The organism is Phycobacter azelaicus (assembly GCF_014884385.1).
Taxonomy (GTDB): domain Bacteria; phylum Pseudomonadota; class Alphaproteobacteria; order Rhodobacterales; family Rhodobacteraceae; genus Phycobacter; species Phycobacter azelaicus.
Genome location: NZ_WKFH01000003.1, coordinates 1924882 through 1947075, shown reverse-complemented (window position 1 = coordinate 1947075; position 22194 = coordinate 1924882). Strand labels below are relative to the sequence as shown.

General features: G+C 59.8%; 24 protein-coding genes. 6 read left to right on the top strand and 18 right to left on the bottom strand.

Features of this window, described 5'->3' with window-relative positions:
• Positions 1-65: 65 nt before the first annotated feature.
• From INS80_RS10495 to INS80_RS10485, 3 genes are all read right to left on the bottom strand, one after another.
• Positions 66-785, bottom strand: a complete 720-nt coding sequence (locus INS80_RS10495) for a helix-turn-helix transcriptional regulator (protein WP_192965586.1) — start codon at positions 783-785, stop codon at positions 66-68.
• Between the two features lie 372 nt (positions 786-1157).
• Positions 1158-2444 (bottom strand): crotonyl-CoA carboxylase/reductase, encoded by a 1287-nt coding sequence (gene ccrA / locus INS80_RS10490; RefSeq protein WP_192965585.1) that lies wholly within the window; start codon positions 2442-2444, stop codon positions 1158-1160.
• 111 nt (positions 2445-2555) lie between these two features.
• On the bottom strand, positions 2556-3995 hold the full coding sequence (locus INS80_RS10485) for a 1-acyl-sn-glycerol-3-phosphate acyltransferase (RefSeq protein WP_192965584.1): 1440 nt from the start codon (positions 3993-3995) through the stop codon (positions 2556-2558).
• A gap of 164 nt (positions 3996-4159) precedes the next feature.
• On the opposite strand from INS80_RS10485, the gene INS80_RS10480 reads away from it, so the two are divergent.
• The 3 genes from INS80_RS10480 to deoD all read left to right on the top strand — a co-directional run bounded on the left by INS80_RS10480 (position 4160) and on the right by deoD (position 7304).
• Positions 4160-6133 carry a protein meaA gene (locus INS80_RS10480; protein ID WP_192965583.1) on the top strand — a complete coding sequence of 658 codons (1974 nt, stop codon included), beginning with the start codon at positions 4160-4162 and terminating at the stop codon, positions 6131-6133.
• 124 nt (positions 6134-6257) lie between these two features.
• Positions 6258-6575 carry an H-NS histone family protein gene (locus tag INS80_RS10475; protein ID WP_192965582.1) on the top strand — a complete coding sequence of 106 codons (318 nt, stop codon included), beginning with the start codon at positions 6258-6260 and terminating at the stop codon, positions 6573-6575.
• 24 nt (positions 6576-6599) lie between these two features.
• Positions 6600-7304 carry a purine-nucleoside phosphorylase gene (gene deoD / locus INS80_RS10470; RefSeq protein ID WP_192965581.1) on the top strand — a complete coding sequence of 235 codons (705 nt, stop codon included), beginning with the start codon at positions 6600-6602 and terminating at the stop codon, positions 7302-7304.
• A 180-nt stretch (positions 7305-7484) separates the two neighbouring features.
• Here the strand turns inward: deoD and INS80_RS10465 are convergent, their stop codons facing one another.
• The 13 genes from INS80_RS10465 to INS80_RS10405 all read right to left on the bottom strand — a co-directional run bounded on the left by INS80_RS10465 (position 7485) and on the right by INS80_RS10405 (position 18213).
• Positions 7485-8348 carry an urea carboxylase-associated family protein gene (locus tag INS80_RS10465; RefSeq protein ID WP_192965580.1) on the bottom strand — a complete coding sequence of 288 codons (864 nt, stop codon included), beginning with the start codon at positions 8346-8348 and terminating at the stop codon, positions 7485-7487.
• A 208-nt stretch (positions 8349-8556) separates the two neighbouring features.
• A complete protein-coding gene (locus INS80_RS10460; RefSeq protein ID WP_192965579.1) occupies positions 8557-9738 on the bottom strand; it encodes a type III PLP-dependent enzyme in 1182 nt (393 codons plus the stop codon).
• Positions 9739-10067: 329 nt separating this feature from the next.
• Positions 10068-10277 carry a hypothetical protein gene (locus INS80_RS10455; RefSeq protein ID WP_192965578.1) on the bottom strand — a complete coding sequence of 70 codons (210 nt, stop codon included), beginning with the start codon at positions 10275-10277 and terminating at the stop codon, positions 10068-10070.
• A gap of 65 nt (positions 10278-10342) precedes the next feature.
• Entirely contained in the window at positions 10343-10507 is a 165-nt protein-coding gene (locus INS80_RS10450; RefSeq protein WP_192965577.1) for a hypothetical protein, read from the bottom strand.
• Positions 10508-10704: 197 nt separating this feature from the next.
• Entirely contained in the window at positions 10705-11484 is a 780-nt protein-coding gene (locus tag INS80_RS10445; RefSeq protein WP_192965576.1) for a succinate dehydrogenase iron-sulfur subunit, read from the bottom strand.
• A gap of 150 nt (positions 11485-11634) precedes the next feature.
• Positions 11635-12516: a hypothetical protein gene (locus tag INS80_RS10440; RefSeq protein ID WP_192965575.1), complete on the bottom strand. Its 882-nt coding sequence runs from the start codon at positions 12514-12516 to the stop codon at positions 11635-11637.
• 117 nt (positions 12517-12633) lie between these two features.
• Positions 12634-14439, bottom strand: coding sequence for a succinate dehydrogenase flavoprotein subunit (gene sdhA / locus INS80_RS10435; RefSeq protein WP_192965574.1), 1806 nt, complete (start codon positions 14437-14439; stop codon positions 12634-12636).
• Positions 14440-14454: 15 nt separating this feature from the next.
• A complete protein-coding gene (gene sdhD, locus INS80_RS10430; RefSeq protein ID WP_192965573.1) occupies positions 14455-14826 on the bottom strand; it encodes a succinate dehydrogenase, hydrophobic membrane anchor protein in 372 nt (123 codons plus the stop codon).
• Positions 14827-14844: 18 nt separating this feature from the next.
• Positions 14845-15228 carry a succinate dehydrogenase, cytochrome b556 subunit gene (gene sdhC, locus INS80_RS10425; protein ID WP_192965572.1) on the bottom strand — a complete coding sequence of 128 codons (384 nt, stop codon included), beginning with the start codon at positions 15226-15228 and terminating at the stop codon, positions 14845-14847.
• 289 nt (positions 15229-15517) lie between these two features.
• Positions 15518-16564 carry a MaoC family dehydratase gene (locus INS80_RS10420; protein WP_192965571.1) on the bottom strand — a complete coding sequence of 349 codons (1047 nt, stop codon included), beginning with the start codon at positions 16562-16564 and terminating at the stop codon, positions 15518-15520.
• The gene (locus INS80_RS10415; protein ID WP_065272517.1) at positions 16564-16767 is read right to left on the bottom strand and encodes a DUF1737 domain-containing protein; all 204 of its coding nucleotides are present in this window, start codon (positions 16765-16767) and stop codon (positions 16564-16566) included. Before INS80_RS10415 ends, INS80_RS10420 begins: the two co-directional genes overlap by 1 nt.
• Positions 16768-16774: 7 nt before the next feature.
• Entirely contained in the window at positions 16775-17323 is a 549-nt protein-coding gene (locus INS80_RS10410; RefSeq protein ID WP_192965570.1) for an NnrU family protein, read from the bottom strand.
• 35 nt (positions 17324-17358) lie between these two features.
• Positions 17359-18213 carry an HpcH/HpaI aldolase/citrate lyase family protein gene (locus tag INS80_RS10405; RefSeq protein WP_192965569.1) on the bottom strand — a complete coding sequence of 285 codons (855 nt, stop codon included), beginning with the start codon at positions 18211-18213 and terminating at the stop codon, positions 17359-17361.
• Positions 18214-18633: 420 nt separating this feature from the next.
• Between INS80_RS10405 and INS80_RS10400 the strand changes: the two genes are divergently transcribed.
• The gene (locus tag INS80_RS10400) at positions 18634-18948 is read left to right on the top strand and encodes a hypothetical protein (RefSeq protein ID WP_192965568.1); all 315 of its coding nucleotides are present in this window, start codon (positions 18634-18636) and stop codon (positions 18946-18948) included.
• Between the two features lie 74 nt (positions 18949-19022).
• Here the strand turns inward: INS80_RS10400 and INS80_RS10395 are convergent, their stop codons facing one another.
• Complete coding sequence (locus INS80_RS10395; RefSeq protein WP_369411390.1) at positions 19023-19784, bottom strand: sulfite exporter TauE/SafE family protein; 762 nt, start codon at positions 19782-19784, stop codon at positions 19023-19025.
• 153 nt (positions 19785-19937) lie between these two features.
• Between INS80_RS10395 and mdh the strand changes: the two genes are divergently transcribed.
• Both mdh and INS80_RS10385 read left to right on the top strand, forming a co-directional pair.
• Entirely contained in the window at positions 19938-20900 is a 963-nt protein-coding gene (mdh, locus tag INS80_RS10390) for a malate dehydrogenase (protein WP_192965566.1), read from the top strand.
• Positions 20901-21099: 199 nt separating this feature from the next.
• A complete protein-coding gene (locus INS80_RS10385; RefSeq protein WP_192965565.1) occupies positions 21100-21531 on the top strand; it encodes a pentapeptide repeat-containing protein in 432 nt (143 codons plus the stop codon).
• 64 nt (positions 21532-21595) lie between these two features.
• Here the strand turns inward: INS80_RS10385 and INS80_RS10380 are convergent, their stop codons facing one another.
• Positions 21596-22183, bottom strand: a complete 588-nt coding sequence (locus INS80_RS10380; protein ID WP_192965564.1) for a TetR/AcrR family transcriptional regulator — start codon at positions 22181-22183, stop codon at positions 21596-21598.
• Positions 22184-22194: the final 11 nt, after the last annotated feature.

Below are 22194 nucleotides of genomic sequence, written 5' to 3'. Positions count from 1 at the left end.
GAAAGTGAAGAACCAAAGACTTTAGATAAATTGAAGAGGCTAAATTCTATTTTTTATTCAATCACTTAAACGACAATCAGGCCGCAACTAAGGGCCCGCGCAATTGCATGCGTGGTGTTCAGCGCGCCAAGCTTGAAACGTGCGCTTTCGATGTAAACGCGCAACGTATGTTCGGAAATCGACAAGGTTTGTGCGACTTGCGCACGGCTGTAACCAATAGCCAACAACGTCAGTGCGTCGATTTCACGCGGCGATAGTGTCTGTGCTTTTTCAGGTCCACGGTCCGGTTCGAATTCCAGCGCTTTTCGATTGAAATAGTGCGCCATGAGAATCAGTTCCCGGCTATGGCTCTCTGTGAATTCAGCCCATTCTTCATCCTCGCAATTGTGATTGACGGTAAACAGGGCGAATTGCCCGTTTGGTCCCCGAATCGGAATTGAATACCCCTGATTGCCGACCCCATGGGCCAGTGCGTCTTTCAGGAATATGCGTGCAGTTTTTGTAGACCAGTCGAGCCGTTTCCAGTCGACGGGATGAAACCTCTGATAGCAGCCGATAATGACCGGGTCCGTGCGCAGATATCCTTGCTCAAGGTAGTGCTGGACCCAGGCCTCATCATAGGTGCCGCAGCCATATTGCTCTCCGGCACTGTCGACCCAGTGATATACGATATGATCGACACCGAAGGCATCCCGCACGCGCTCGGTGATCTCTTGCAGACCATCAAGACTCGTTGTGGCATCCAAATCCTCCAGAATGCCGTCGAGATCTACCTTCTTCCCCATAGGATCGCGCACCGTTGTCGTCTGCTCTTGGCGAGATCTCTGCGTAAGCGATATCCAGTGCGATATCCAGCTGGTCGCTCAGTCTCCCCAGACCTTTTGCAGCGGCAACCTCCCTGAGGTCAACGAGAACGTCCAAAATCCATCCGTTTTCTCCCATAGCGGCCCCCTGAGCCTATCCAGTTCCGGCCACCATCATAATTTCTTTGTAAAATTGGTCCTATTCGCAGCTTTTTCTTCCCCCGAAATGGTGAGGGTTCGGCGGATAAGTTGCTGATTTTGCGTTTTCGGCATCTTCACAGACAAAAAAGAGCGAACCATTTGAAATGATTCGCTCTTGCTTTTTTTTGTAGGTCTGGCCGGTTGGCCTGCGGATTACTTGCCCGCTTCAAGAACCTCGGCCAGGGTGCGCATGCCTGTCTTGGGGGCCTGCACCAGCACCGACATATTGCCCGGCAGATGCTCGTTGCGCAGCATCTTCATGTGCGCTTCGGGCAGGTCGTTCCACGCAAAAACCTCGGACATGCAGGGGTCAAGACGCCGCTCGATCATCAGCTTGTTGGCCGCTGAGGCCTGCTTCAGATGGGCAAAATGCGATCCCTGCAAACGCTTCTGGTGCATCCACATGTAGCGCACATCGAAGGTACAGTTGAAGCCGGAGGTGCCCGCGCAGATCACGACCATGCCGCCCTTCTTCACCACGAAGGTGGAGACCGGGAAGGTCGCCTCACCGGGGTGTTCAAAGACCATGTCCACGTTCACACCCTTGCCGGTGATGTCCCAGATCGCCTTGCCGAACTTGCGGGCTTCCTTGAACCAGTTGGCGTATTCCGGCGTGTTGACTGTAGGCAGCTGGCCCCAGCAGTTGAAATCCTTGCGGTTCAGAACGCCCTTGGCGCCCAGTCCCATCACAAAGTCACGCTTGCTTTCGTCGGAGATCACGCCGATCGCATTGGCGCCCGCAGTGTTGATCAGCTGGATCGCATAGGAGCCGAGACCGCCCGATGCGCCCCAGACCAGAACGTTCTGGCCCGGCTTCAGGTCGTGCGGCTCATGGCCGAACAGCATTCGGTAGGCGGTGGCCAGCGTCAGCGTGTAGCAGGCAGCCTCTTCCCAGCTCAGGTGCTTGGGGCGCGGCATCAGCTGCTGAGCCTGCACATTGGTGAACTGGGCAAAGGAGCCATCGGGGGTCTCGTAACCCCAGATCCGCTGGCTGGGGGAGTACATCGGATCGCCACCGTTGCATTCCTCGTCGTCGCCGTCGTCCTGGTTGCAGTGGATCACGACCTCGTCGCCCACCTTCCAGCGCGTGACCTTGTCACCCACGGCCCAGACGATGCCCGACGCATCGGAACCGGCGATGTGATACGGCGCCTTGTGGCCATCGAATGGCGAGATCGGCTGGCCAAGGGCCGCCCAGACACCGTTGTAGTTGACGCCTGCCGCCATCACCAGAACCAGCACCTCGTGGCTGTCCAGCTCGGGCACGTCCACCACTTCTTCGACCATGGCGGTGTTCGGCTCGCCGTGACGCTCCTTGCGGATGGTCCAGGCGTACATTTTCTTGGGGACGTAACCCATCGGGGGGATTTCGCCCATCTCATAGAGATCCTTCTCGGGCGCCTCGTAGGACAGAACGTCGGTCTGCTTGTCCAGAGCCATGATGGCCTCCTTCGTATGAAACATTTCGCCGCAATGCAGAATCGCGGGCCTACCTAGGGAATAGAAACGGGAAGGTAATAATGCAACCCCATTTGATGTCGTTTTGTAATTTTATGACCTTGCAGGTGCAGAAAAATCCTTAGCGGGTGCAGCATCAGCGGTCAGGGAGGCTGCCGGAACCAGGTGGCGGATCGAGTTGGCATAGTAGGTCAAAAGATCCCGTTTTGCCGGAACAGGTATATATCGGCCACGCTCGGCCCGAATGATTCCGCGCTGGATCAGGATCCGCAGGGCCGCCTCAACCGCATAGGCATGGCTGTGACGCGGCACATGGACATGCGCCATGGGAATACGCTTCAGCAAAGAACCCAGCCGCTGCTCCAATGCACTGCGCGACATCGCCCCTTCGGACAAAAGCAGCCGGGCAACCGCAGGAACAGGCAAGACCGGCACGATTTCCCCAATCCGCTCCATCAGTTCCTGCGACAAAGGCGCAGGCAGATCTTCGGCGCCCTGCCCGTTCTCAGGCTGCGCAGCCGTGAACTCCGCAAGGCTGAGGGGGCGACCAAAGTTCACCGCCGCATAGCCGAAGCGGTGATAGCGCCCAGTCATCCAAAGCCACAGCTGCCGCAGCATGCGCGCCATGACGACCCCTATGCGGGCCTTGAAGCGTCGCTCACCCGCGCGCCCGGCAGAGGTCAGGATCTTATCCTCCAGCACCCAGTCATAGTTCAGCCCAACGGGCACAAATACCACATCCCGGCTGGGACCTGCCGCGTCCTGCGCCGCCACGATATACTTTAGCAATCCCATGCGCGGCGGCGCCAGCGCCCCATCGAGGCTCAGCCCCCCTTCGGGAAACATCGCCTGCGTTGCGCCCCCTTGGGTGGCAAGGCGCACATAGGTAGCCAGCACCCGGCGATAAAGCTCATTGCGGGATTTGCGGCGGATGAAATAAGCGCCCATGGCCCGGATCAGCCGCGACAAAGGCCAGACCCGCGCCCACTCCCCCACCGCATAGGACAGCGCCGAGCGCCGCGCCGCCAGATAGGTGATCAGCACGTAGTCCATATTGCTGCGGTGGTTCATCACAAAAACCAGCGTTGCCTCCGGGTCGATACGGCGCAGGGCCTCTTCGTCCTGATGACCAAGGCGCACCCTGTAGATCGCATTCGAAAGCCAGCGCGTCACGCGAATGGCAAAGCTGAAATAGGTGAAGGCGGAAAAGGACGGCACGATCTCACGCGCATAGCGGAGTGCCTCTTCAAAGGCGACATTGTCGGGAATGCCTTCCGCCGCCGCGTGATCGGCCACCGCCTGCGCCACCTGCGGATCATAGATCAGCCGCTGGATCATGTCATAGCGCCGCGCCAGGCGAAACGGCTCGATCGGGCGTTCCAGCCGCCGGTTGAGCCGCGCCACCGCCCGCTCCAGCCGCCGCCGGAAGAACCAGCGCACCGAGGGAAACAGGAAATGCGAAGCAAAGGTGACCGCCGCAAACAGCAGGATCAGCGCAAAGAGCCAAATCGGGATCTCGACGGTGTCTGTCATGGTCAAGACTGTGGCAGCAAAGCCGGGTCCGGGCAATTGTGACGCAGGATAACAACCCGCACAGGGCTTCGCCGCAACGCAGCGAATTGACATGGATCTATTATTCCGCTTTACATCGCCTCAGCGAAATAAAATTACCGAACCTAGAATCGTGAGGCCCGCCCATGTCGCAGACGCAGAATGACCGCAAAGCCGACCGCCCCTGGCTGATCCGCACCTATGCCGGCCACTCCACCGCCAAAGCCTCAAACGCGCTGTACCGTTCCAATCTCGCCAAAGGGCAGACCGGCTTGTCCGTCGCTTTCGATCTGCCGACCCAGACCGGCTATGACAGCGATCATGTGCTGGCGCGCGGCGAAGTGGGCAAGGTGGGTGTTCCCGTCTGCCATCTGGGCGACATGCGCACCCTGTTCGACCAGATCCCGCTGGAGCAGATGAACACCTCGATGACGATCAACGCGACCGCGCCCTGGCTGCTCTCGCTTTACATCGCCGTGGCCGAGGAACAGGGCGCCGATGTCAGCAAGCTGCAGGGCACCGTGCAGAACGATCTGATCAAGGAATACCTCAGCCGCGGCACCTATATCTGCCCGCCCAAGCCGAGCCTCAAGATGATCGCGGATGTGGCCGAATACTGCTACACCAACGTGCCCAAATGGAACCCGATGAACGTCTGCTCCTACCACCTGCAAGAGGCCGGTGCGACACCCGAGCAGGAGCTGGCCTTTGCCCTGGCCACAGCGCAGGCGGTTCTGGACGAACTGCGCCCGCGCATTGACCCTGCGGATTTCCCGGCGCTGGTGGGGCGGATCTCTTTCTTCGTGAACGCGGGCATCCGCTTTGTCACCGAGATGTGCAAGATGCGCGCCTTCGTCGATCTCTGGGATGAGATCTGCGAAAAGCGCTATGGTGTGGACAACCCGAAATTCCGCCGCTTCCGCTATGGCGTGCAGGTGAACTCCCTTGGCCTGACCGAGCAGCAGCCGGAAAACAACGTCTACCGCATCCTGATCGAGATGCTGGCGGTGACCCTGTCGAAAAAGGCGCGCGCCCGCGCGGTGCAGCTCCCTGCCTGGAACGAAGCCTTGGGCCTGCCCCGCCCCTGGGATCAGCAATGGTCAATGCGCATGCAGCAAATCCTGGCCTATGAGACCGACCTTCTGGAATACGAAGACCTGTTTGACGGCAATCCGGCAGTGGATCGCAAGGTCGAAGAGCTGAAAGAAGGCGCCCGCGCCGAGCTGGCGAACCTGGATTCCATGGGAGGCGCCGTCGCCTCGATCGAGTACATGAAATCGCGGCTGGTGGATTCCAACGCCGAACGCCTCAACCGGATCGAGCGCAATGAGACCGTCGTGGTTGGCGTCAACCGCTGGACCGAAGGCGAGCCTTCACCACTGCAGACCGAAGATGGCGGCATCATGGTTGTCGACCCGGCAGTAGAACAGCAACAGATAGGGCGCCTTAACGACTGGCGCGCGCAGCGCGACAACGCAGCAGTCCAGAAAGCACTGGCCGATCTCCGTGACGCTGCCAAGAACGGCAGCAATATCATGGAGCCTTCGATCGCAGCCGCGAAGGCAGGTGTAACAACCGGCGAGTGGGCTGAGGAGATGCGCAAGGTCCATGGCACCTATCGCGGCCCGACCGGCGTGTCCGGCTCCCCCTCGAACAAGACAGAAGGCCTTGACGATTTGCGGGAGGCTGTGAATGCGGTCAGCGACCAGCTGGGCCGTCGCCTGAAATTCGTGGTCGGCAAGCCGGGTCTCGATGGTCATTCGAATGGCGCCGAACAGATCGCTTTCCGCGCGCGAGACTGTGGCATGGACATCACCTATGATGGCATCCGCATGACCCCGCAGGAACTTGTGGAACAAGCCCAAAAAGACGATGCACATGTGATTGGCTTGTCAATCCTGTCAGGGAGCCACCTGCCCCTGGTAGAGGACATGATGACCCTGATGCAGAATGCCGGACTGGGCCATATTCCTGTAGTCGTCGGGGGAATCATCCCCGACGATGATGCCGAGCGGCTCAAGAAAATGGGTGTGGCACGGGTTTACACCCCTAAAGACTTTGAACTGAATTCAATTATGGGGGACATCGTTGAATTGGCAAAACCACCTCAAATTGCATGAGGGCCGTAAAGCCAGGGGAATTTTTTATAAAAGTGTAAAAAATAGGCTAATAATCTCATCAACACTCCGGCATATAGGAAAGCCAGGAATAACCTGAGTGGCCCTATATAGCCGGAGTGTCAAAATGAGTATTGATCTTTCTTCCATGTCGCGCAGCGAATTGATTGAGCTGAAAGCAGAAGTGGAAGCAGCCATTAAATCGGCCGAAGTACGCGAACGTCAGGAAGCGCTGAAAGCAGCTGAAGAAGCGGCAGCGAAGTATGGCTTTTCTCTGGAAGAGATCGCCGCAGCCTCCCGCACAGGCGGCAAAAAGCAAAAAGCCGCGGCAAAGTACCGTAATCCCAACAATCCCGAAGAAACCTGGAGCGGACGTGGTCGCAAACCCCATTGGGTACATGCGGCGCTGACAGCCGGAATGGACATTTCCGACCTTGAAATCTGACATGTTTCGGCTTGGAGAGCGTCAATGACAATCCATATCGGTGCCGAAAAGAGCGATATCGCCGAAACGGTACTCATGCCCGGCGACCCTTATCGCGCAAAATGGGCTGCAGAGACGTTTTTGCGGGATGCGCGCCTTGTAAATGAAGTGCGCGGAATGCTGGGCTATACCGGCACCTGGAATGGCAACCCGGTTACAATTCAGGGCAGCGGCATGGGAATGCCCTCGCTTTCGATTTATGCCAATGAATTGATCCGGGATTTTGGCGCAAAAACGCTGATCCGGATCGGTTCTTGCGGCGGCATGCAGAAATCAGTGGCCGTGCGCGATGTCATTCTTGCAATGACCGCGACCACCGCAGGCTCACCTTCGGCGACGATGTTCAAAGAGGTGAATTACGCGCCCTGCGCGGATTGGTCCCTTTTGAAAGCCGCATCCGAAGCGGCAGGCAAACGCGATGTCGCAACTCATGTCGGCGGCATTTATTCCTCCGATACCTTTTACGACGAGCGGCCCGACCTGAACGAACAGATGGTCCGCCACGGAATTCTGGGTGTCGAAATGGAAGCCGCCGAGCTATATACTCTGGCTGCCCGCTATGGCTGCCGGGCACTGGCGGTGCTGACTGTCTCCGACCACCTCTTGACCGGAGAGGCCCTGCCCTCGGACCAGCGTGAACGCAGCTTTGGCGACATGGTGGAAATCGCGCTGGAAGCCGCTTTCAGCTGACCCCGGCCGACAGACCACTATCACAATACAGAGCGGGCAGCGGAAACACTCCGTTGCCCGTTTTTGCATTGGCTGCAACCTGCGGTGACGCAGCGCGCGTCCGCGCGCTGCCGGGCCCAAGGCTTTGTGCGGCCCCAAAGGGCCACGCAAAGGCGCGGGAGCACCCCGGTGCCGCGCCTCTCACCGGCCGTGGCTGCGGTCGTATCCGTTTGGCGCGGGTCTGTTCCAACCTTCCAGATCGCCGTCGGCCGGGGCAAAGATCTCCACCAACAGCGGATGACAAGCGGCGGTGTCGCTGGAGTGCTCGGACGAGCAATCCCCTCCAGGGCATGCACTCAGCGCGCCCAGGATGTCGATTTCAGCAAAGAATTCCAGATAGTCGCCGGGGCGCACCGGGCTGGCCTTCATGAAATACTGCCCTGTATCACGGGTGAACCCCGTGCACATGAAGACGTTGAGCACATCGTGCACATGGGGTTCCGCCTCGTCCAAGCTCACTCCCAGGTGATCGGCCAGCGCCCGCGTCAGGTTTGAATGGCAGCAGTGATGATACTGGCTGCCTGCCAATAGGTTGCCGGTATAGGGATCACAGCGGGTGCCGATCACATCGTGAACCGAACCGCCGAATTCATCCATCCCGTACCAGTCCAGCGTATCGTCGATGATGGTCGCCATGGGGCGCAAATGCGGAAAGCTCGACCACATCCGCTCGCCGGTGGTCAGGTGGGTGCCATGCAGCGCGCGGCTCTTGCCGGAGTAGAACCGCTCCGACAAATCCTTGAGGTTCCACAGGTTCAGATCCCCCACCTGCGCCCCTTCGACCGAGGAAATGCGAAAGAAATGCCCGGCCGGTACCTCGAAACAGGCAGCATCACGGGGCGGGACCAGCACCTCGCCGGTCTTTTCAGCGCCCTGCCGCGCTGCCCGGTACAAGGACAGGTCCGGCACCGGCAGGGTCTCGTTCGGGTAGCAGATCACTGGCCTGATGGCCTTGCGGTTTTCCGCGTCCGGGGGCGCGGGATGTTGGGCAACATCAAATGTCATGCTCTGCTCCAATTCTTCTGACGGCAGCGCCTGAGACCCCTCGCGTGGGGGCGAAAACGCTCTCCCATGGGGGAGGGGTTGGCGCTATCCGGCCTCTGACCGGATTTCAATGCCGCAAACAATCCTGGGACCATAAAAAAAACCAAAGGCGCCCGGGCACAAGTCCCGAACGCCTTTGCTGTCTTCAAATTTTGCTGAGCCGTGCCACTCAGATCACCACCACATCCAGCGGCGGAAAGCCGTTGAACCCGACCGAAGCATAGGTCGAAGTATAGGCGCCGCAGGCATGGATCACCACGCGGTCACCGCCCCTAAGGCCCAGAGGGAGCTGGTAGGGCTGCTTTTCATAAAGCACATCGGCGCTGTCACACGACGGGCCGGCCAGAACGCAGGGGCCGGTGGTCTCGTGATCCCGGTCGGTGGTGATGCGGTAGCGGATCGCCTCATCCATGGTTTCGGCCAGCCCTGAGAATTTGCCGATATCGAGGTATACCCAACGGTGTAGATCATCCTCGTGCTTTTTGGAGACCAGCAGCACCTCGGCCACGATGGCACCGGCCTCGGCCACAAGGCCACGGCCCGGCTCTGCCATCACCTCAACCGCATCGGGAAAACGGGCGTTCACCTGCATCATCACGGCGCGGGCGTAGTCGGTCGGTCCCATCACGGTATTGACATAAGACGCCGGAAAACCACCGCCGATGTTCAAAAGGCGCATGGAGTGGCCTGCTTCCTTGGCCGCTTCCCAGACCGCATGAACCTGATCCAGCGTCGCGCCCCACATCATCGGATCGCGGGTTTGCGAGCCGACGTGGAAGGACAGCCCATCGGCGACAAGGCCCAGATCGCGGGCGCGCGCCATCAGCAACAGCGCCATTTCGGGGGTGCAGCCGAACTTGCGGCTGAGCGGCCAGTCAGCGCCGGTTGCATCAACCAACAGGCGGATGCAGACATGGGCGCCGGGGGCGTGTTCTGCCAGTTTCTCCAACTCCTCCACCGCGTCGGCCGCAAAGTGGCGAATGCCGATCTCATGAGCAAAGGCGATGTCGGCAGGGCGTTTGATGGTGTTGCCAAAGGTGATCTGATGCGGCGCAGCTCCGGCGGCCAGGCACATTTCGATCTCGGCACGGCTGGCGGCATCAAAGTTCGCCCCCGAACGCACCAGACGGCGTAGCAGGGCAGCTTCGGGGTTGGCCTTCACCGCATAATGGATGCGCGCCCGGCCCAGACCACGGGCCAGAGACTCGTACTGGCGTGTCACGGCTGCGCCGTCGATCACCAGGGTCGGACGTGCGAAACCGGTGTTCGCGATATACTCGATGTGGCGTGCTGGGGGTACGACTTCACAATCGCGGGCGATTTGCCCGGTGACGTTTGCGTTCATGGTCATCTCCAAAAGACCCGGCCATATATGACCGCTCACTTCAATCAGAGACGTTACCGTCGCTACGTAACCCTAGGGCTGTTAGCCCTTTCGACAGAGGCGCGTGCGTTGGCGTCTTGAACGCGCATATCGGGCAAAGTTTCGAGTCGTGCAAGAGGTTTTCTGCACCCGGACTCATCTTTTTTTACCACCGCAAAACGGGAGGCTCCCGCGCCTTCCTGGGTGCATCAAAGATGCCCCCGTCCGCCTTGGGCGTAGCGCCGCGCTTTGCGCGGCGCTACGCCCAACCGCGACCGGCAGCCTGTGGCTGTCATGGAGTGGGCGGGAGACCCTCGTCAGCGCCCTGCCCTGCCTGATCGTGCAGGGTTCAAACAGTGGCGCGGTTGCGCCTCGCCGGGCTGCACGGCACCGCAATAGGTGCAGCGCCACTGGCGCTTGCTGCGCTCGGCGCGCCAACGGCAATTGCGGCTCAGCGTGGATGTGCTGCGGCGCCAGATGAAATAGGCAAAAACACCGGCCAGAAGGATCAGAAGCAGAATAGGCATGCGCGCTGTCTAACGGCAGCGCGCAGCTGTATCAATGGAAGGAGACCTGGCCTTGCTGCCGGTTGTCAGGCGGCCTCGTAATACGGAGCATAGCCGAGCGTCGGTTGCTCCTTCACCGGCTGAGGCAGCGGTGTTGGCATGTAATAGGCCCAAGCCTGTTCCAGATCCTGCAAAGCGGCGGCGGCTTTTTCTTCGGTTCTTTTGGCAGCGTGAGTGACGACGTTTGTCATGGAAACATTTCCTTTCTTCAGGATGCTTCCTCCCTTGCCGATGAAGATAGTCCCGCCCGGATGTCCTTTGCAGGGGGACTTATCGCAGTCTCGCCATGCGAAAAATGCAGGGCTCGGGAAAGCCTTGCCGCCAAACAAAAAAACCGCCGCGGCGGGATACCCGTCGCGGCGGCAACTCTGGCAGATCCGATCCCGGATCAGACGGCGCGTTCGACCATCATCTGCTTGATGTGGGAGATCGCCTTGGCCGGGTTCAGACCCTTGGGGCAGGTCTTGGCGCAGTTCATGATGCTGTGGCAGCGATAGAGCTTGAACGGGTCTTCGAGCTGATCCAGACGCTCGCCCGTGGCCTCGTCCCGGCTGTCGATGATCCAGCGGTAGGCGTGCAGCAGCGCGGCGGGGCCGAGGTACCGGTCACCGTTCCACCAGTAGCTTGGGCAGGAGGTAGAGCAGCTGGCGCACATCACGCATTCATAAAGACCGTCCAGTTTCTTGCGGTCCTCAATGGACTGTTTCCACTCTTTCGCGGGGCGGTTGGTCTTGGTTTCGAGCCAGGGCATGATCGAAGCATGCTGGGCATAGAAGTGGGTGAGATCCGGAATGAGGTCCTTCACCACCGGCATATGCGGCAGCGGGTAGATCTTCACGTCGCCCTTGATCTCATCCAGGCCGTAGATACAGGCCAGCGTGTTGATCCCGTCGATGTTCATCGCGCAGGAGCCACAGATGCCTTCGCGGCAGGAGCGGCGGAAGGTCAGCGTCGGGTCAATCTCGTTCTTGATCTTGATCAGCGCGTCCAGAACCATGGGACCGCATTTGTCCATGTCCAGGAAATAGGTGTCCACCTGCGGGTTCTTGCCGTCATCCGGGTTCCAGCGATAGATCTGGAACTTGCGGACGTTGGTTGCGCCTTCAGGCTTGGGCCACGTCTTACCCGTGGTGATCTTGGAGTTTTTCGGAAGTGCGAATTCGACCATAGATCTGTCTCCTTGCTTAGCCGCCCATCGTCAGGGACCGAAGCGGTGCCTGCAGACAGGAGATCGGATGAACCGGCGACGGGGAAATGCCCTGCCGGAAAGCGAGTGCTGCGCCCAAGGGGGCGCTTGCGTTCATTGGAGCGGGGGCCATCATGCCAGCCCTCCGCGCATCATTGGGGTTTGGGCCGCGACACCGGCCAGTAGCGCCGCATCCGTTGGGAATAGCCGCGACAGCCGGTCGGTCAGCGCCTCGTCACGCGCGGCTAGGTGCAGAACCGACTGGTATTCGGCGTCCGTCGCCATCTGCCGCCAGCGCTGATCGGTCTGAAGATCCTCGGCGCCCTTGGCGTCCTTCTGGAAGGACGAGCCACCGCCATAGGGTTGCACCGCACCAAGGCCGTTGTCCTGCGCCTTCAGGCCCAGTTCGGCCAGCAGATCCGCGCGATAAGCCTCGTCGCGGCACCAGCGATCATAAGAGATGCAGGTGACGGCCAGTTCCTTGGCCATCTCCACCATGCCCAAAAGGCGAGTGTACGTGTCCATGGCGCGCAGCAGGATGGCATTGCGGCGCACCAGGCTGTAGCTGGGATTGCCCTGCATCTTCTTCAGAAGCGAGGCCGCCCAGTTGAGGAAACTGCGATAGATCAGCACGTTGCGGCTCAGAGCGCTTTCATCAAAGCCGCCCGACACCTGCCGCTCGCCGGTGAACTCCGCCGGCGACGTATCCTCATAGGACATCACCAGCAGCGCGCCGTCACCCGCTTCGCCCGTCACCGATGCCATATTCCGCATCGCTTTATGCTGTGGAGCATGGGTGCCATTGACCTCGATCCCCCGAAAGCTGCGGAACGGATCCTGTCCGGGCTTGCAGTTGTTGAGAAAGACGGAGCGCCCACCGGGGGCATTGCGCTGCATCCACCCCACGATGGCATGGTTGCCCGAACGGCGCATACCAAAAAGGCGCAGGGCAACACCGGGAACGATCCCAAGGGGCTTCCATGCACTGTGGGCCTGTTGCGTCGCGAAAGACATCAGATGCCCTCCACCTTGCAGGCCCACATATCCCCACGCGCAAGCAGTCGCCCCTCCATCAGGAGAGGCGCTGCAGCACGCGAATGATATGTGGCATGACCCATCGCGTCTTCGGCCTTAGAAGGTCCGCGCCTTGGGCGCGATGCGCTTGAGGCTGATGCCACCTTCGTCCTCGGTGGTGAGCGGATCGACGATCACCGGACGATAGCTGAGGTCCACCTTGTTGCCTTCGACGCGGGCAACCGAGTGGACACGCCAGTTTTCGTCGTCACGGGTGGTGAAATCCTCATGCGCATGGGCACCGCGGCTTTCCTTGCGGGCTTCGGCGCCGACGATCGTGGCCAACGCGTTCGGCATCAGGTTGGTCAGCTCCAGCGTTTCCATCAGGTCAGAGTTCCACACCAGCGAACGATCGGTGACCTTGACGTCATCCATTTTCGCGGCAATTGCGGTCATCTTCTCGACACCTTCGGCCATGGTCTCCGAGGTGCGGAAGACTGCCGCATCGGATTGCATAGTACGCTGCATTTCCAGACGCAGATCGGCGGTCGGGATGCCGCCATTGGCGTTGCGCAGCCCGTCAAAGCGGTCAAACGCCTTGTCGATCTGGGACTGGTTCAGCTCGGGGTTCGAGGTCTCGGGGTTCACCACCTTGCCCGCACGGATCGCAGCGGCGCGACCGAAGACCACAAGGTCAATGAGCGAGTTGGAGCCCAGACGGTTGGCACCGTGCACCGAGGCACAGCCCGCTTCGCCCACGGCCATCAGACCCGGCACCACGGCGGTGGGATCTTCGGCGGTGGGGTTCAGCACTTCGCCCCAATAGTTGGTGGGAATGCCGCCCATGTTGTAATGCACCGTCGGCAGAACCGGGATCGGCTCTTTGGTGACATCGACACCGGCAAAGATCTTGGCGCTTTCCGAGATGCCCGGCAGGCGTTCGGCCAGGGCTTCGGGCGGCAGGTGCGACAGGTTCAGGTGAATGTGATCGCCATGTTCACCCACACCGCGCCCTTCGCGGATTTCCATGGTCATGGAGCGGGAGACATAGTCGCGCGGGGCGAGGTCTTTATACTGGGGCGCATAACGCTCCATAAAACGTTCGCCTTCGGAGTTGGTCAGATAGCCGCCTTCGCCGCGCGCGCCTTCGGTGATCAGGCAGCCCGAGCCGTAGATGCCGGTCGGGTGGAACTGCACGAACTCCATGTCCTGCAGCGGCAGGCCTGCACGAGCCACCATGCCACCACCGTCGCCGGTGCAGGTGTGGGCCGAAGTGGCGCTGAAGTAGGCACGGCCGTAACCGCCGGTGGCCAGCACGACCATCTTGGCGTTGAAGACATGCATGGTGCCATCGTCGAGCTTCCAGCAGACAACGCCCTGGCACTGCCCGTCTTCGGACATGATGAGGTCGATGGCAAAATACTCGATGTAGAACTCGGCGTTGTTCTTGAGGCTCTGACCATAAAGCGTGTGCAGGATGGCGTGGCCGGTGCGGTCGGCCGCGGCGCAGGTGCGCTGAACGGCGGGACCTTCACCGAATTCGGTAGTGTGACCACCAAAGGGACGCTGGTAGATCTTGCCTTCCTCGGTACGGGAGAAGGGCACGCCGTAATGCTCCAGCTCGTAAACCGCCTTGGGCGCTTCACGGGCGAGGTATTCCATCGCGTCGGTGTCACCCAGCCAGTCCGAGCCCTTGACGGTGTCATACATGTGCCACTGCCAGTGGTCCGGGCCCATGTTGGACAGCGAGGCGGCGATACCGCCCTGCGCCGCAACGGTGTGCGAGCGGGTCGGGAAAACCTTGGTCACGCAGGCGGTCCGCAGACCCTGTTCGGCCATGCCGAGGGTGGCGCGCAGACCGGCACCACCGGCACCCACCACGACCACGTCATATTCGTGTGTTTCGTATTCGTAAGCAGCCATTGGAAACCTCGGGGATTAAAGGGCCAGGCGGACGAGGGCATAAACCCCGGTCACGGCGACGGCATAGGACAGGCAGGTCATCAGGATGATCGCCAGACGGCCCTTGAAGCCGTGGACGTAATCCTCAAGCATGATCTGCGCACCCGATTTGAAGTGCATCATGCCAACCCAGATGGTCAGCGCGGCGACGATCGCCGGGAAGGGACGCGCGTAATAAGCGGTGATATCCTCATAGGATCCGCCCAGCGCCGAGCCGAAGGTGAAGATGAACAGCGGCACCAGGATCAGCAGGGCAACCGAGCTGACCTGCATCGACCAGTGATGCTCGGTTCCGGATTTGGCCGCGCCCATGCCAATGGCGCGCTTGCGGTCGGTCAGATAACGCATAGCTTTATCTCCCCTGGCTTAGACGATGATAAGGGTGATGGCGGTCAGGACGACCGAGCCGATGATGACGATCCAACCCAGCTTCTGCGCGGGCTCCAGGTCCATCATCCTGCCGTTGTCCCAGATCAGGTGACGCACACCTGCCAGAAGGTGATACCACATGCCCAGAACCGACAAGCTGAGGACCAGATCCCCGAACCAGCTGGTCAGCACCGCGTTGGCAATTGCAAAGTATTCAGCAGAGGTCGCCGCAGCGAGGAACCACCAGACAACCAGCAGCGCGGTCACGATCAGGGCATTGCCTGTGATCCGCGTCAGGATCGAGGTGACAGAGGTGATCTGCGGGCGGTAGATCGACAGATGCGGCGAAAGCGGGCGATTGCCCCGATTTACATCGGCCATGTTGGCTCCTTTCCGGTTAGCTGACCACGTTTTAGCGGTTTTTTGCGCGCTGTCACGCAAACGAGTGGTAAAAATCGCGCCATATTTACACTGCGGTGCAGAAAAGCCGAGGTTTGTGATCACACCGCTTGGATAAGTGATCACAAAACCGCAGATGCCTAAAAATATACAGAATCACGTTTCCGGACCCTTTGGTCCGCTTTGCCGTCAAAATGACCGCAATCTACACAGCGTTCGGCTGTGCGGCGCCCCTCCCCCCACATGGCAAAGGGCGTCGAACATTGGCAGGTCACTTGGGCATCAAGGCCCAATAATCAAGATCCAAGAGAACGTCGGACAGGTATTTGCCGTCTTCGCCCTTCAGCGCGAAAGGTTCGCCGCCGCTGGTGGCGACCAGGCGCAGGCGGATGGCGCCAACGCCGGGGGCCTCGGTATCGGCCTTGTCCAGCACCTCGGACCAGGCGCGGATGGTGGTGCCCGACAGGCACGGGTTCGCATGCGCACCGCCGTTGAGACCGACGATCATCTGCGCATTTGCCAGACCGTTGAACGAGAGTGCCCGCGCCATGGAGATCACGTGACCGCCATAAATCAGCCGGGTGCCGTCGGGGCGCGCGGTGGCGTCGAAATGCACCTTGGCGGTGTTCTGCCACAGGCGGGTGGCCAGCATATGCTCAGCCTCTTCGACGGTGACGCCATCGACATGGTCGATGGTCTCGCCCACCTCGTAATCACCCCAGCGGTGGGGTTCACCGGCGAGAGTGAAGTCGTAACCGCTGAAATCAAGACCGCCGGGGATTTTCAGATCCGAGGCCGGGATCACCTTGCTGAGTTCGGGGATCACGGTTTCCGGCGCAGGCGCATCGAGGTTGTTCTTGCGCACCATCACCCAGCGCACGTACTCCATCACGACCTCGTCGTTCTGGTTCAGCCCACGGGTGCGCACGTAAACGACCCCCGATTTGCCGTTGGAGTTCTGCTTGACGCCGATCACCTCGGATTCCGAACGCAGCGTGTCCCCCTCATAGACCGGCAAGAGCCAGCGCCCCTCGGCATAGCCAAGGTTCGCGACGGCATTGAGCGAGATATCCGGCACCGTCTTGCCAAAGACGATGTGGAAGGCTGCCAGATCATCGATGGGCGAGCCGGGCAGACCACAGCCGCGTGCAAATTCATCCGAGGAATAAAGCGCGTGCCGCGCCGGATAGAGCGCATGATAGAGCGCCCGCTCGCCCCCCGAAACGGTGCGCGGCACCGCGTGGGCGATCACATCCCCCACCTTGTAGTCTTCGAAAAAGCGTCCCGGATTGGTTTTCGCAGCTGTGGTCTTTGCCATCAGTGCTCTCCTAGTTTTGTGTCAGGTGTGTAGGTGCCTTCCACCTCTTTCACCACGGATTGACCGCAACGCATGATGCCCTTGACCGGGTCAAAGGTCTGGGTGGGGGAGCCATAAAGCTCCCATCCCTTGTTCAGCGCATCAGTCACCTTGTGACAAAAGGCAGAGGTGTCGTCTTCACTCAGGAAACGATAGAGTTTCATGGCTCAGTTATCCCGGAAATGGTGAGGGGCCGATCAGCCCGTGGATGTAGCCGATCACACCCAGAAGGATGATCGAGCCGACAAAAAACATGCCGTCCTTGGCGATGCTGCCTTTGGGGCCGGGGGTCCAGTTGGGTTCAGCCTTGTTGATCAGCATGATTTGAACCGGCACATAAAGCAGCAAGCCGCCGAACAGCACGATCGAGGCCAGATCCCCATTGACCAGAAGATGCGCAAGCGCCCAAAGCGCAAAACCCGTCAGCATCGGGTGGCGCATCCCCGACAGAAGCGCGCCTTTCTTCGGGGCCGGTGACATCATGTAGATCGCAATCAGAACCAGCAGGTTGTTGATATGCACCATGAAGGTTGGCGGCGCCCAGACGTAAATGAACTCGGTGGCGCGATAGCCCAGCACCATAAGAACGATGCCAAGCACAATACCCAGTGCAACGATGCCCTTGCCCTTGTCCCCAAGGGACGCCCGAGACGCGGGGGCGAGGCGCTTGAACATATGCGCCCCCCACCACAACAGGATGCCTAGGACCAGAAGTGCCATATCAGTCTCCTAACAGATGTTAACTCCGTTAACTCCTAGGCTGAAATGGCTGCGATTGCATCCGCTTTTGCAAGAATCTCCCGCGCCGTCACAACGTGCAGGTTCTCGACGATCTTGCCATCGACAACCGCAACGCCCTGTCCCGAGGCTTCGACCTCTTCAAAGGCAGCGATCTGGCGGCGGGCAAGGTCGATCTCGGCGTCCGACGGCGCAAATGCGGTATTGGTCACATCGACCTGCGCCGGGTGAATCAACGTCTTGCCGTCAAAGCCCATATCACGGCCCTGATCGCATTCCACTTTCAGCCCTTCGTCGTCCTTGAAGGCATTGTATACGCCATCGACGATGATCTTGCCTTCCGCCTTGGCGGCCAGCAGGCACAGGCCCAGCCCGGCCATCATCGGCAACCGGTCGGGGCGAAAGCGGGTCTGCAGCTCTTTGGCCAGGTCGTTGGTGCCCATCACCATGCCCTGCAGTTTCGGATGGGCCGCGATCGCCGCCGCATTCAGCATGCCGCGCGGGGTTTCCATCATCGCCCAGAGCGGCTTGTCGCCGGTGAGTTCGGCCAGGGCGTCCAGATCGGCAGGGGAAGAGACCTTGGGCAGAAGGATCGCATCACAGTCCATCTTTGCGGCGGCCTCCGCATCAGCGCGGCCCCACTGGGTATCAAGCCCGTTGATCCGCACGATCCGCACGCGAGCGCCATAGCCACCGGTGGCCAATGCCTCGGCCAGGGTGCCGCGCGCGTTCTCCTTTTCCTCGACCGATACGGCATCTTCCAGATCAAAGATCACCGCATCCACCGGCAGGGTCCGGGCCTTTTCCAGCGCCCGCGGTTTTGAGCCGGGAATGTAAAGAACCGAACGATAGGGACGAGTGCGCGGGTCCATTTAGAGCCTCCAAGTCATTTTGTTGCGCAAACCGGTATAGATTCGACCAGAAACTTTCAAGAGGTTTCCTGCTGCAGCGCAGAAACGCACAAAAAGGCAGCCCGAATCGCAAAATTTTCACAAAGAATCGCCTTGAAATCTCAGCCGAATCATGAGTGTGCACAGCATTAACCACTTGTCAGCACCTATTTGGCACAGTTTTTCTATCGAGCAGTCGATCCGGAACAGCCAAGACTCTGACTGACCGGGGGCCAGGACGGTCCATACAAACGCCACCGATCCATTCGATCCTTGGCAAGGCTCTGGGCCAAAGGCCCGCATAACGATTACGTCAATCAAACCGGCCCACAAAAGGGACTTCGGACAGGTGCAGCTTGCTGCCTCTGAACAGGTCTGGCCGTTCGGGAAAGGGTAAAACCCATGAAGAAGACGATGTTCAAAGCTACAGTAGGTCTGGCCGTTCTGGCACTGACCGCAACCCAGTCCTTCGCACAGGGCCGCAACTGCGCCCCGCGGGAAGTCGTGGTGGAGCGACTGGCAGAGAAATACGGCGAAAGCCGCCAGAGCATTGGCCTTGGCGGCCAGGGCATGGTGATGGAAACCTTCGCTTCGACAGAATCAGGCACCTGGACGATCACCGTTACAATGCCCAATGGACTGACCTGCCTGATGGCCTCTGGCCAGTCGTATGAGGCTCTGGCAGAGGCCCTGCCCAGCACGGACAACGACGCCTGATCAGAGCGACCCTGATCGCACCCTGACCGAACGTCTGGAGTGGACCGCCCACGTGGCGGCCCTTTCCAAGGCGATCATGTCAGACCGTCCCAGATCAGTTTCACTCCGGTCAACGTCAGCAGGACATAGGCCACGGCAAAGAACAGCCGTTCGGGTATGCTATGGTGCAGCCGCACACCCAACCATGTGCCCAAAAGGGCGAAAGGCGCCAGCAGCAGGTCCAGCCTAAGGGTTTCGATGCTGAACAAACCAAGGCCTGCATAGGGTATGGCCTTTGCGAGATTGAGTACCCAGAACACCAGAACCGTGGTGGCCTGGTATTCGGTTTTTGATGGCTTCTTGCTCAGCAGATAAACGGCCACCGGTGGCCCGCCCGCATGGCTGACAAAGCTTGTGAACCCACCGACACCCCCGGCAAGCGCCCCTGCCCAGCCTGGCAACACACGGCCCGCCTGCAAGGAAAAGCCAAGGTGCCCCCGCATCTGCCAAATCACAAAGGCGACAGAGAGCGTGCCGATCATTAGCCGCATTGCATCTGCATCAAGAGCCGAAAAAAGCCAGGCCCCGAGAGCAACGCCGGGAATGCCGCCAAGGATCAGCACTGCAGCTTCCTTGCTGCTCCAACGCCGCCAATAGGGCCGCAGCGCAGCAACATCGATCAGCATCAAAAGCGGCAACATCAGCGCAAGCGCCTGACCTGGCTCAATAATAAGGGCCAGAATCGACGCGCTGGCAAAGGCCGCCCCCGACCCGAAGCCTCCTTTCGACACCCCCGCGAAAACCACCGCAGGTACCGCAAAAGCGAAAAACACAAGGTCGGCTTCGAGACTCTGCACGCTGTGGAACTCCCTTAATTCAAAACCATTTTTCCCGGGTTCGAAAACACAAACAAGGCGCATTCCGGTCGCGCTGCAGTGCAGAACACTTGCGCGAAGCCCCGCAAAGGCTTAGGCATCGCTGCAAATTCAACCGGACCGGAGAGAAATCCCATGGCACGACCCAAAATCGCCCTTATCGGCGCAGGTCAGATCGGTGGCACCCTTGCCCATCTTGCAGCTCTGAAAGAACTCGGCGACGTCGTTCTGTTCGACATTGCCGAAGGCACCCCGGAAGGCAAGGCGCTGGACATCGCGGAATCCGGCCCCTCCGAAGGCTTTGACGCCTCGCTGAAAGGCACCCAGGATTATGCCGATATCGCGGGCGCAGACGTCTGCATCGTGACTGCAGGCGTGCCGCGCAAGCCGGGCATGAGCCGCGACGACCTTCTGGGCATCAACCTGAAAGTCATGAAATCCGTTGGCGAAGGCATCCGCGACAACGCCCCCGACGCCTTTGTCATCTGCATCACCAACCCGCTGGACGCGATGGTCTGGGCGCTGCAGAAATTCTCGGGCCTGCCCGCGCACAAGGTCTGCGGCATGGCCGGCGTTCTGGACTCCGCCCGCTTCCGCCACTTCCTGGCCGAAGAATTCAACGTCTCCATGAAAGACGTCACCGCCTTCGTTCTGGGCGGCCACGGCGACACCATGGTGCCTTCGGTGCGCTACTCCACCGTTGCCGGTATCCCGCTGCCCGACCTGGTTGAAATGGGCTGGACCACGCAGGAAAAGATGGACGCCATCGTTCAGCGCACCCGTGACGGTGGCGCCGAGATCGTGGGCCTCTTGAAAACAGGTTCCGCCTTCTATGCGCCGGCGACCTCGGCGATCGAAATGGCCGAAGCTTACCTGAAAGACCAGAAGCGCGTCCTGCCCTGCGCCGCCTATTGCGACGGCGACCTCGGCGTCAAGGACATGTATGTGGGCGTGCCCACCGTGATCGGCGCAGGCGGCATCGAGAAGATCGTCAACATCAAGCTGAACAAGGCCGAGCAGGAGATGTTCGACACCTCCGTCAAGGCCGTTCAGGGCCTGGTCGAAGCCTGCAAGGGCATCGACGCCTCGCTGGCGTAAACCCAGCCTCAGGCGATTTGCAAAAGGGTCCGGTCCTCCGGGCCCTTTTTCTTTGGTCATGTCAGCAGATTTTGCTCGTCAGCTGTGCGGGACATCGCTGCCGTTGAACGTTGAACAGCCGCCAAAAGACTTGGCTACCTCTTGCCCACTTCGTTATGAGAAACCTCAGATACTCATCTTCTGAGGCCCCAATGGTACGATGCAAGACGAAGTTCAGATACTGGATGAATTTGGCGCGGTCTTGAAGGTATACACTGTACCCCAAGGCAAAACTCAGTTTGAGGGCGTTTCCTGGAACGGTGCGTACCTGTATGGAGCGCAACTTGGAGGTGCTAGCTTCAAGAATGCAGATTTGTACTGGGCGGGCCTTTTTATGGCGCATCTGGATGGCGCAAATTTTGAAAACGCCAACCTTCGGGGTGTTGACCTAACACAAGCCTCTTGTGTTGGCGCGAATTTTCGCGGGGCTGATCTTGGCAAAGACAGTCTCGGTGGCCGCTCGCAACTACAAGGCGCCGACTTTACAGGAGCAATACTGAATCAAGCCACGCTTGATGGTGCAGAATATGACAAGGAAACCAAGTTTCCCAAAGGCTTTGATCCGACATCCCATGGTATGAAAAGAACCTAATTGTTGAGAACTAATGGGCACAAAGAGGACCATTGGTTCTCAGTCATGACCTTTTCTTTCGCGCTCAGCCTTTGACCAGCGCCAAGGCAATCACCCGCTGCATTTCCGCCAGGTACTCCTCGGCGCTCCAGCCACTGTCCAACACGCAGGCCGCCCAACTGTCCATGTTCAAAAGCGCGAGATACAGATCCGCCGCCCGCTCCGCCGTCAAATGATCGAGCAGATCCCCGTCGGCCTGTAGGGCATCCACTGCCGCCCGGCAGCCTTCCTTCATGGCGCCCATGCGGTTGGCCCAGGCGGATTTGGCCTCTTCATCGCCCTGCCCCATCGCCATCAGCGCCTGTTTCAGCGGGTAGATCTCCGGGTAGAACTCCAGCATCGCGCGGGTGTAGGCCTCAAGACGGCTTTTGCCGTCCGGCGCGGTGCGGCTGGGGGCCAGCCGGGCGTCGATCTTTAGCCCATCCCCGAAATGCAGGATCGCCGCGATCAGCATCTCCGAGCGGTTTGCGAAATGATCATAGACCGTCTGCCGGGTGACCCCTGCGGCGCGGGCCACATCGATCATCCGCAAGGGGGAACCTTCGGGCGCCAGCAGCAATTCCAGCACCGTTTCGAGCAGCAGATGGCGGGTTTGCGAGCGCTTATTTGACATAGTGTAAGATT

What these genes read in the sequence shown, in the direction of transcription:
- deoD (WP_192965581.1), top strand. Translation starts at nt 6,600, where the DNA reads ATGACAATCCATATCGGTGCCGAAAAGAGCGATATCGCCGAAACGGTA.
- sdhC (WP_192965572.1), bottom strand. Translation starts at nt 15,228, where the DNA reads ATGGCCGATGTAAATCGGGGCAATCGCCCGCTTTCGCCGCATCTGTCG.
- INS80_RS10410 (WP_192965570.1), bottom strand. Translation starts at nt 17,323, where the DNA reads ATGGCACTTCTGGTCCTAGGCATCCTGTTGTGGTGGGGGGCGCATATG.
- INS80_RS10450 (WP_192965577.1), bottom strand. Translation starts at nt 10,507, where the DNA reads ATGACAAACGTCGTCACTCACGCTGCCAAAAGAACCGAAGAAAAAGCC.
- sdhD (WP_192965573.1), bottom strand. Translation starts at nt 14,826, where the DNA reads ATGCGTTATCTGACCGACCGCAAGCGCGCCATTGGCATGGGCGCGGCC.
- INS80_RS10385 (WP_192965565.1), top strand. Translation starts at nt 21,100, where the DNA reads ATGCAAGACGAAGTTCAGATACTGGATGAATTTGGCGCGGTCTTGAAG.
- INS80_RS10380 (WP_192965564.1), bottom strand. Translation starts at nt 22,183, where the DNA reads ATGTCAAATAAGCGCTCGCAAACCCGCCATCTGCTGCTCGAAACGGTG.
- INS80_RS10480 (WP_192965583.1), top strand. Translation starts at nt 4,160, where the DNA reads ATGTCGCAGACGCAGAATGACCGCAAAGCCGACCGCCCCTGGCTGATC.
- INS80_RS10440 (WP_192965575.1), bottom strand. Translation starts at nt 12,516, where the DNA reads ATGTCTTTCGCGACGCAACAGGCCCACAGTGCATGGAAGCCCCTTGGG.
- INS80_RS10465 (WP_192965580.1), bottom strand. Translation starts at nt 8,348, where the DNA reads ATGACATTTGATGTTGCCCAACATCCCGCGCCCCCGGACGCGGAAAAC.
- INS80_RS10405 (WP_192965569.1), bottom strand. Translation starts at nt 18,213, where the DNA reads ATGGACCCGCGCACTCGTCCCTATCGTTCGGTTCTTTACATTCCCGGC.
- INS80_RS10475 (WP_192965582.1), top strand. Translation starts at nt 6,258, where the DNA reads ATGAGTATTGATCTTTCTTCCATGTCGCGCAGCGAATTGATTGAGCTG.
- INS80_RS10445 (WP_192965576.1), bottom strand. Translation starts at nt 11,484, where the DNA reads ATGGTCGAATTCGCACTTCCGAAAAACTCCAAGATCACCACGGGTAAG.
- INS80_RS10485 (WP_192965584.1), bottom strand. Translation starts at nt 3,995, where the DNA reads ATGACAGACACCGTCGAGATCCCGATTTGGCTCTTTGCGCTGATCCTG.
- INS80_RS10400 (WP_192965568.1), top strand. Translation starts at nt 18,634, where the DNA reads ATGAAGAAGACGATGTTCAAAGCTACAGTAGGTCTGGCCGTTCTGGCA.
- ccrA (WP_192965585.1), bottom strand. Translation starts at nt 2,444, where the DNA reads ATGGCTCTGGACAAGCAGACCGACGTTCTGTCCTACGAGGCGCCCGAG.
- mdh (WP_192965566.1), top strand. Translation starts at nt 19,938, where the DNA reads ATGGCACGACCCAAAATCGCCCTTATCGGCGCAGGTCAGATCGGTGGC.
- INS80_RS10415 (WP_065272517.1), bottom strand. Translation starts at nt 16,767, where the DNA reads ATGAAACTCTATCGTTTCCTGAGTGAAGACGACACCTCTGCCTTTTGT.
- INS80_RS10455 (WP_192965578.1), bottom strand. Translation starts at nt 10,277, where the DNA reads ATGCCTATTCTGCTTCTGATCCTTCTGGCCGGTGTTTTTGCCTATTTC.
- sdhA (WP_192965574.1), bottom strand. Translation starts at nt 14,439, where the DNA reads ATGGCTGCTTACGAATACGAAACACACGAATATGACGTGGTCGTGGTG.
- INS80_RS10495 (WP_192965586.1), bottom strand. Translation starts at nt 785, where the DNA reads ATGGGGAAGAAGGTAGATCTCGACGGCATTCTGGAGGATTTGGATGCC.
- INS80_RS10420 (WP_192965571.1), bottom strand. Translation starts at nt 16,564, where the DNA reads ATGGCAAAGACCACAGCTGCGAAAACCAATCCGGGACGCTTTTTCGAA.
- INS80_RS10460 (WP_192965579.1), bottom strand. Translation starts at nt 9,738, where the DNA reads ATGACCATGAACGCAAACGTCACCGGGCAAATCGCCCGCGATTGTGAA.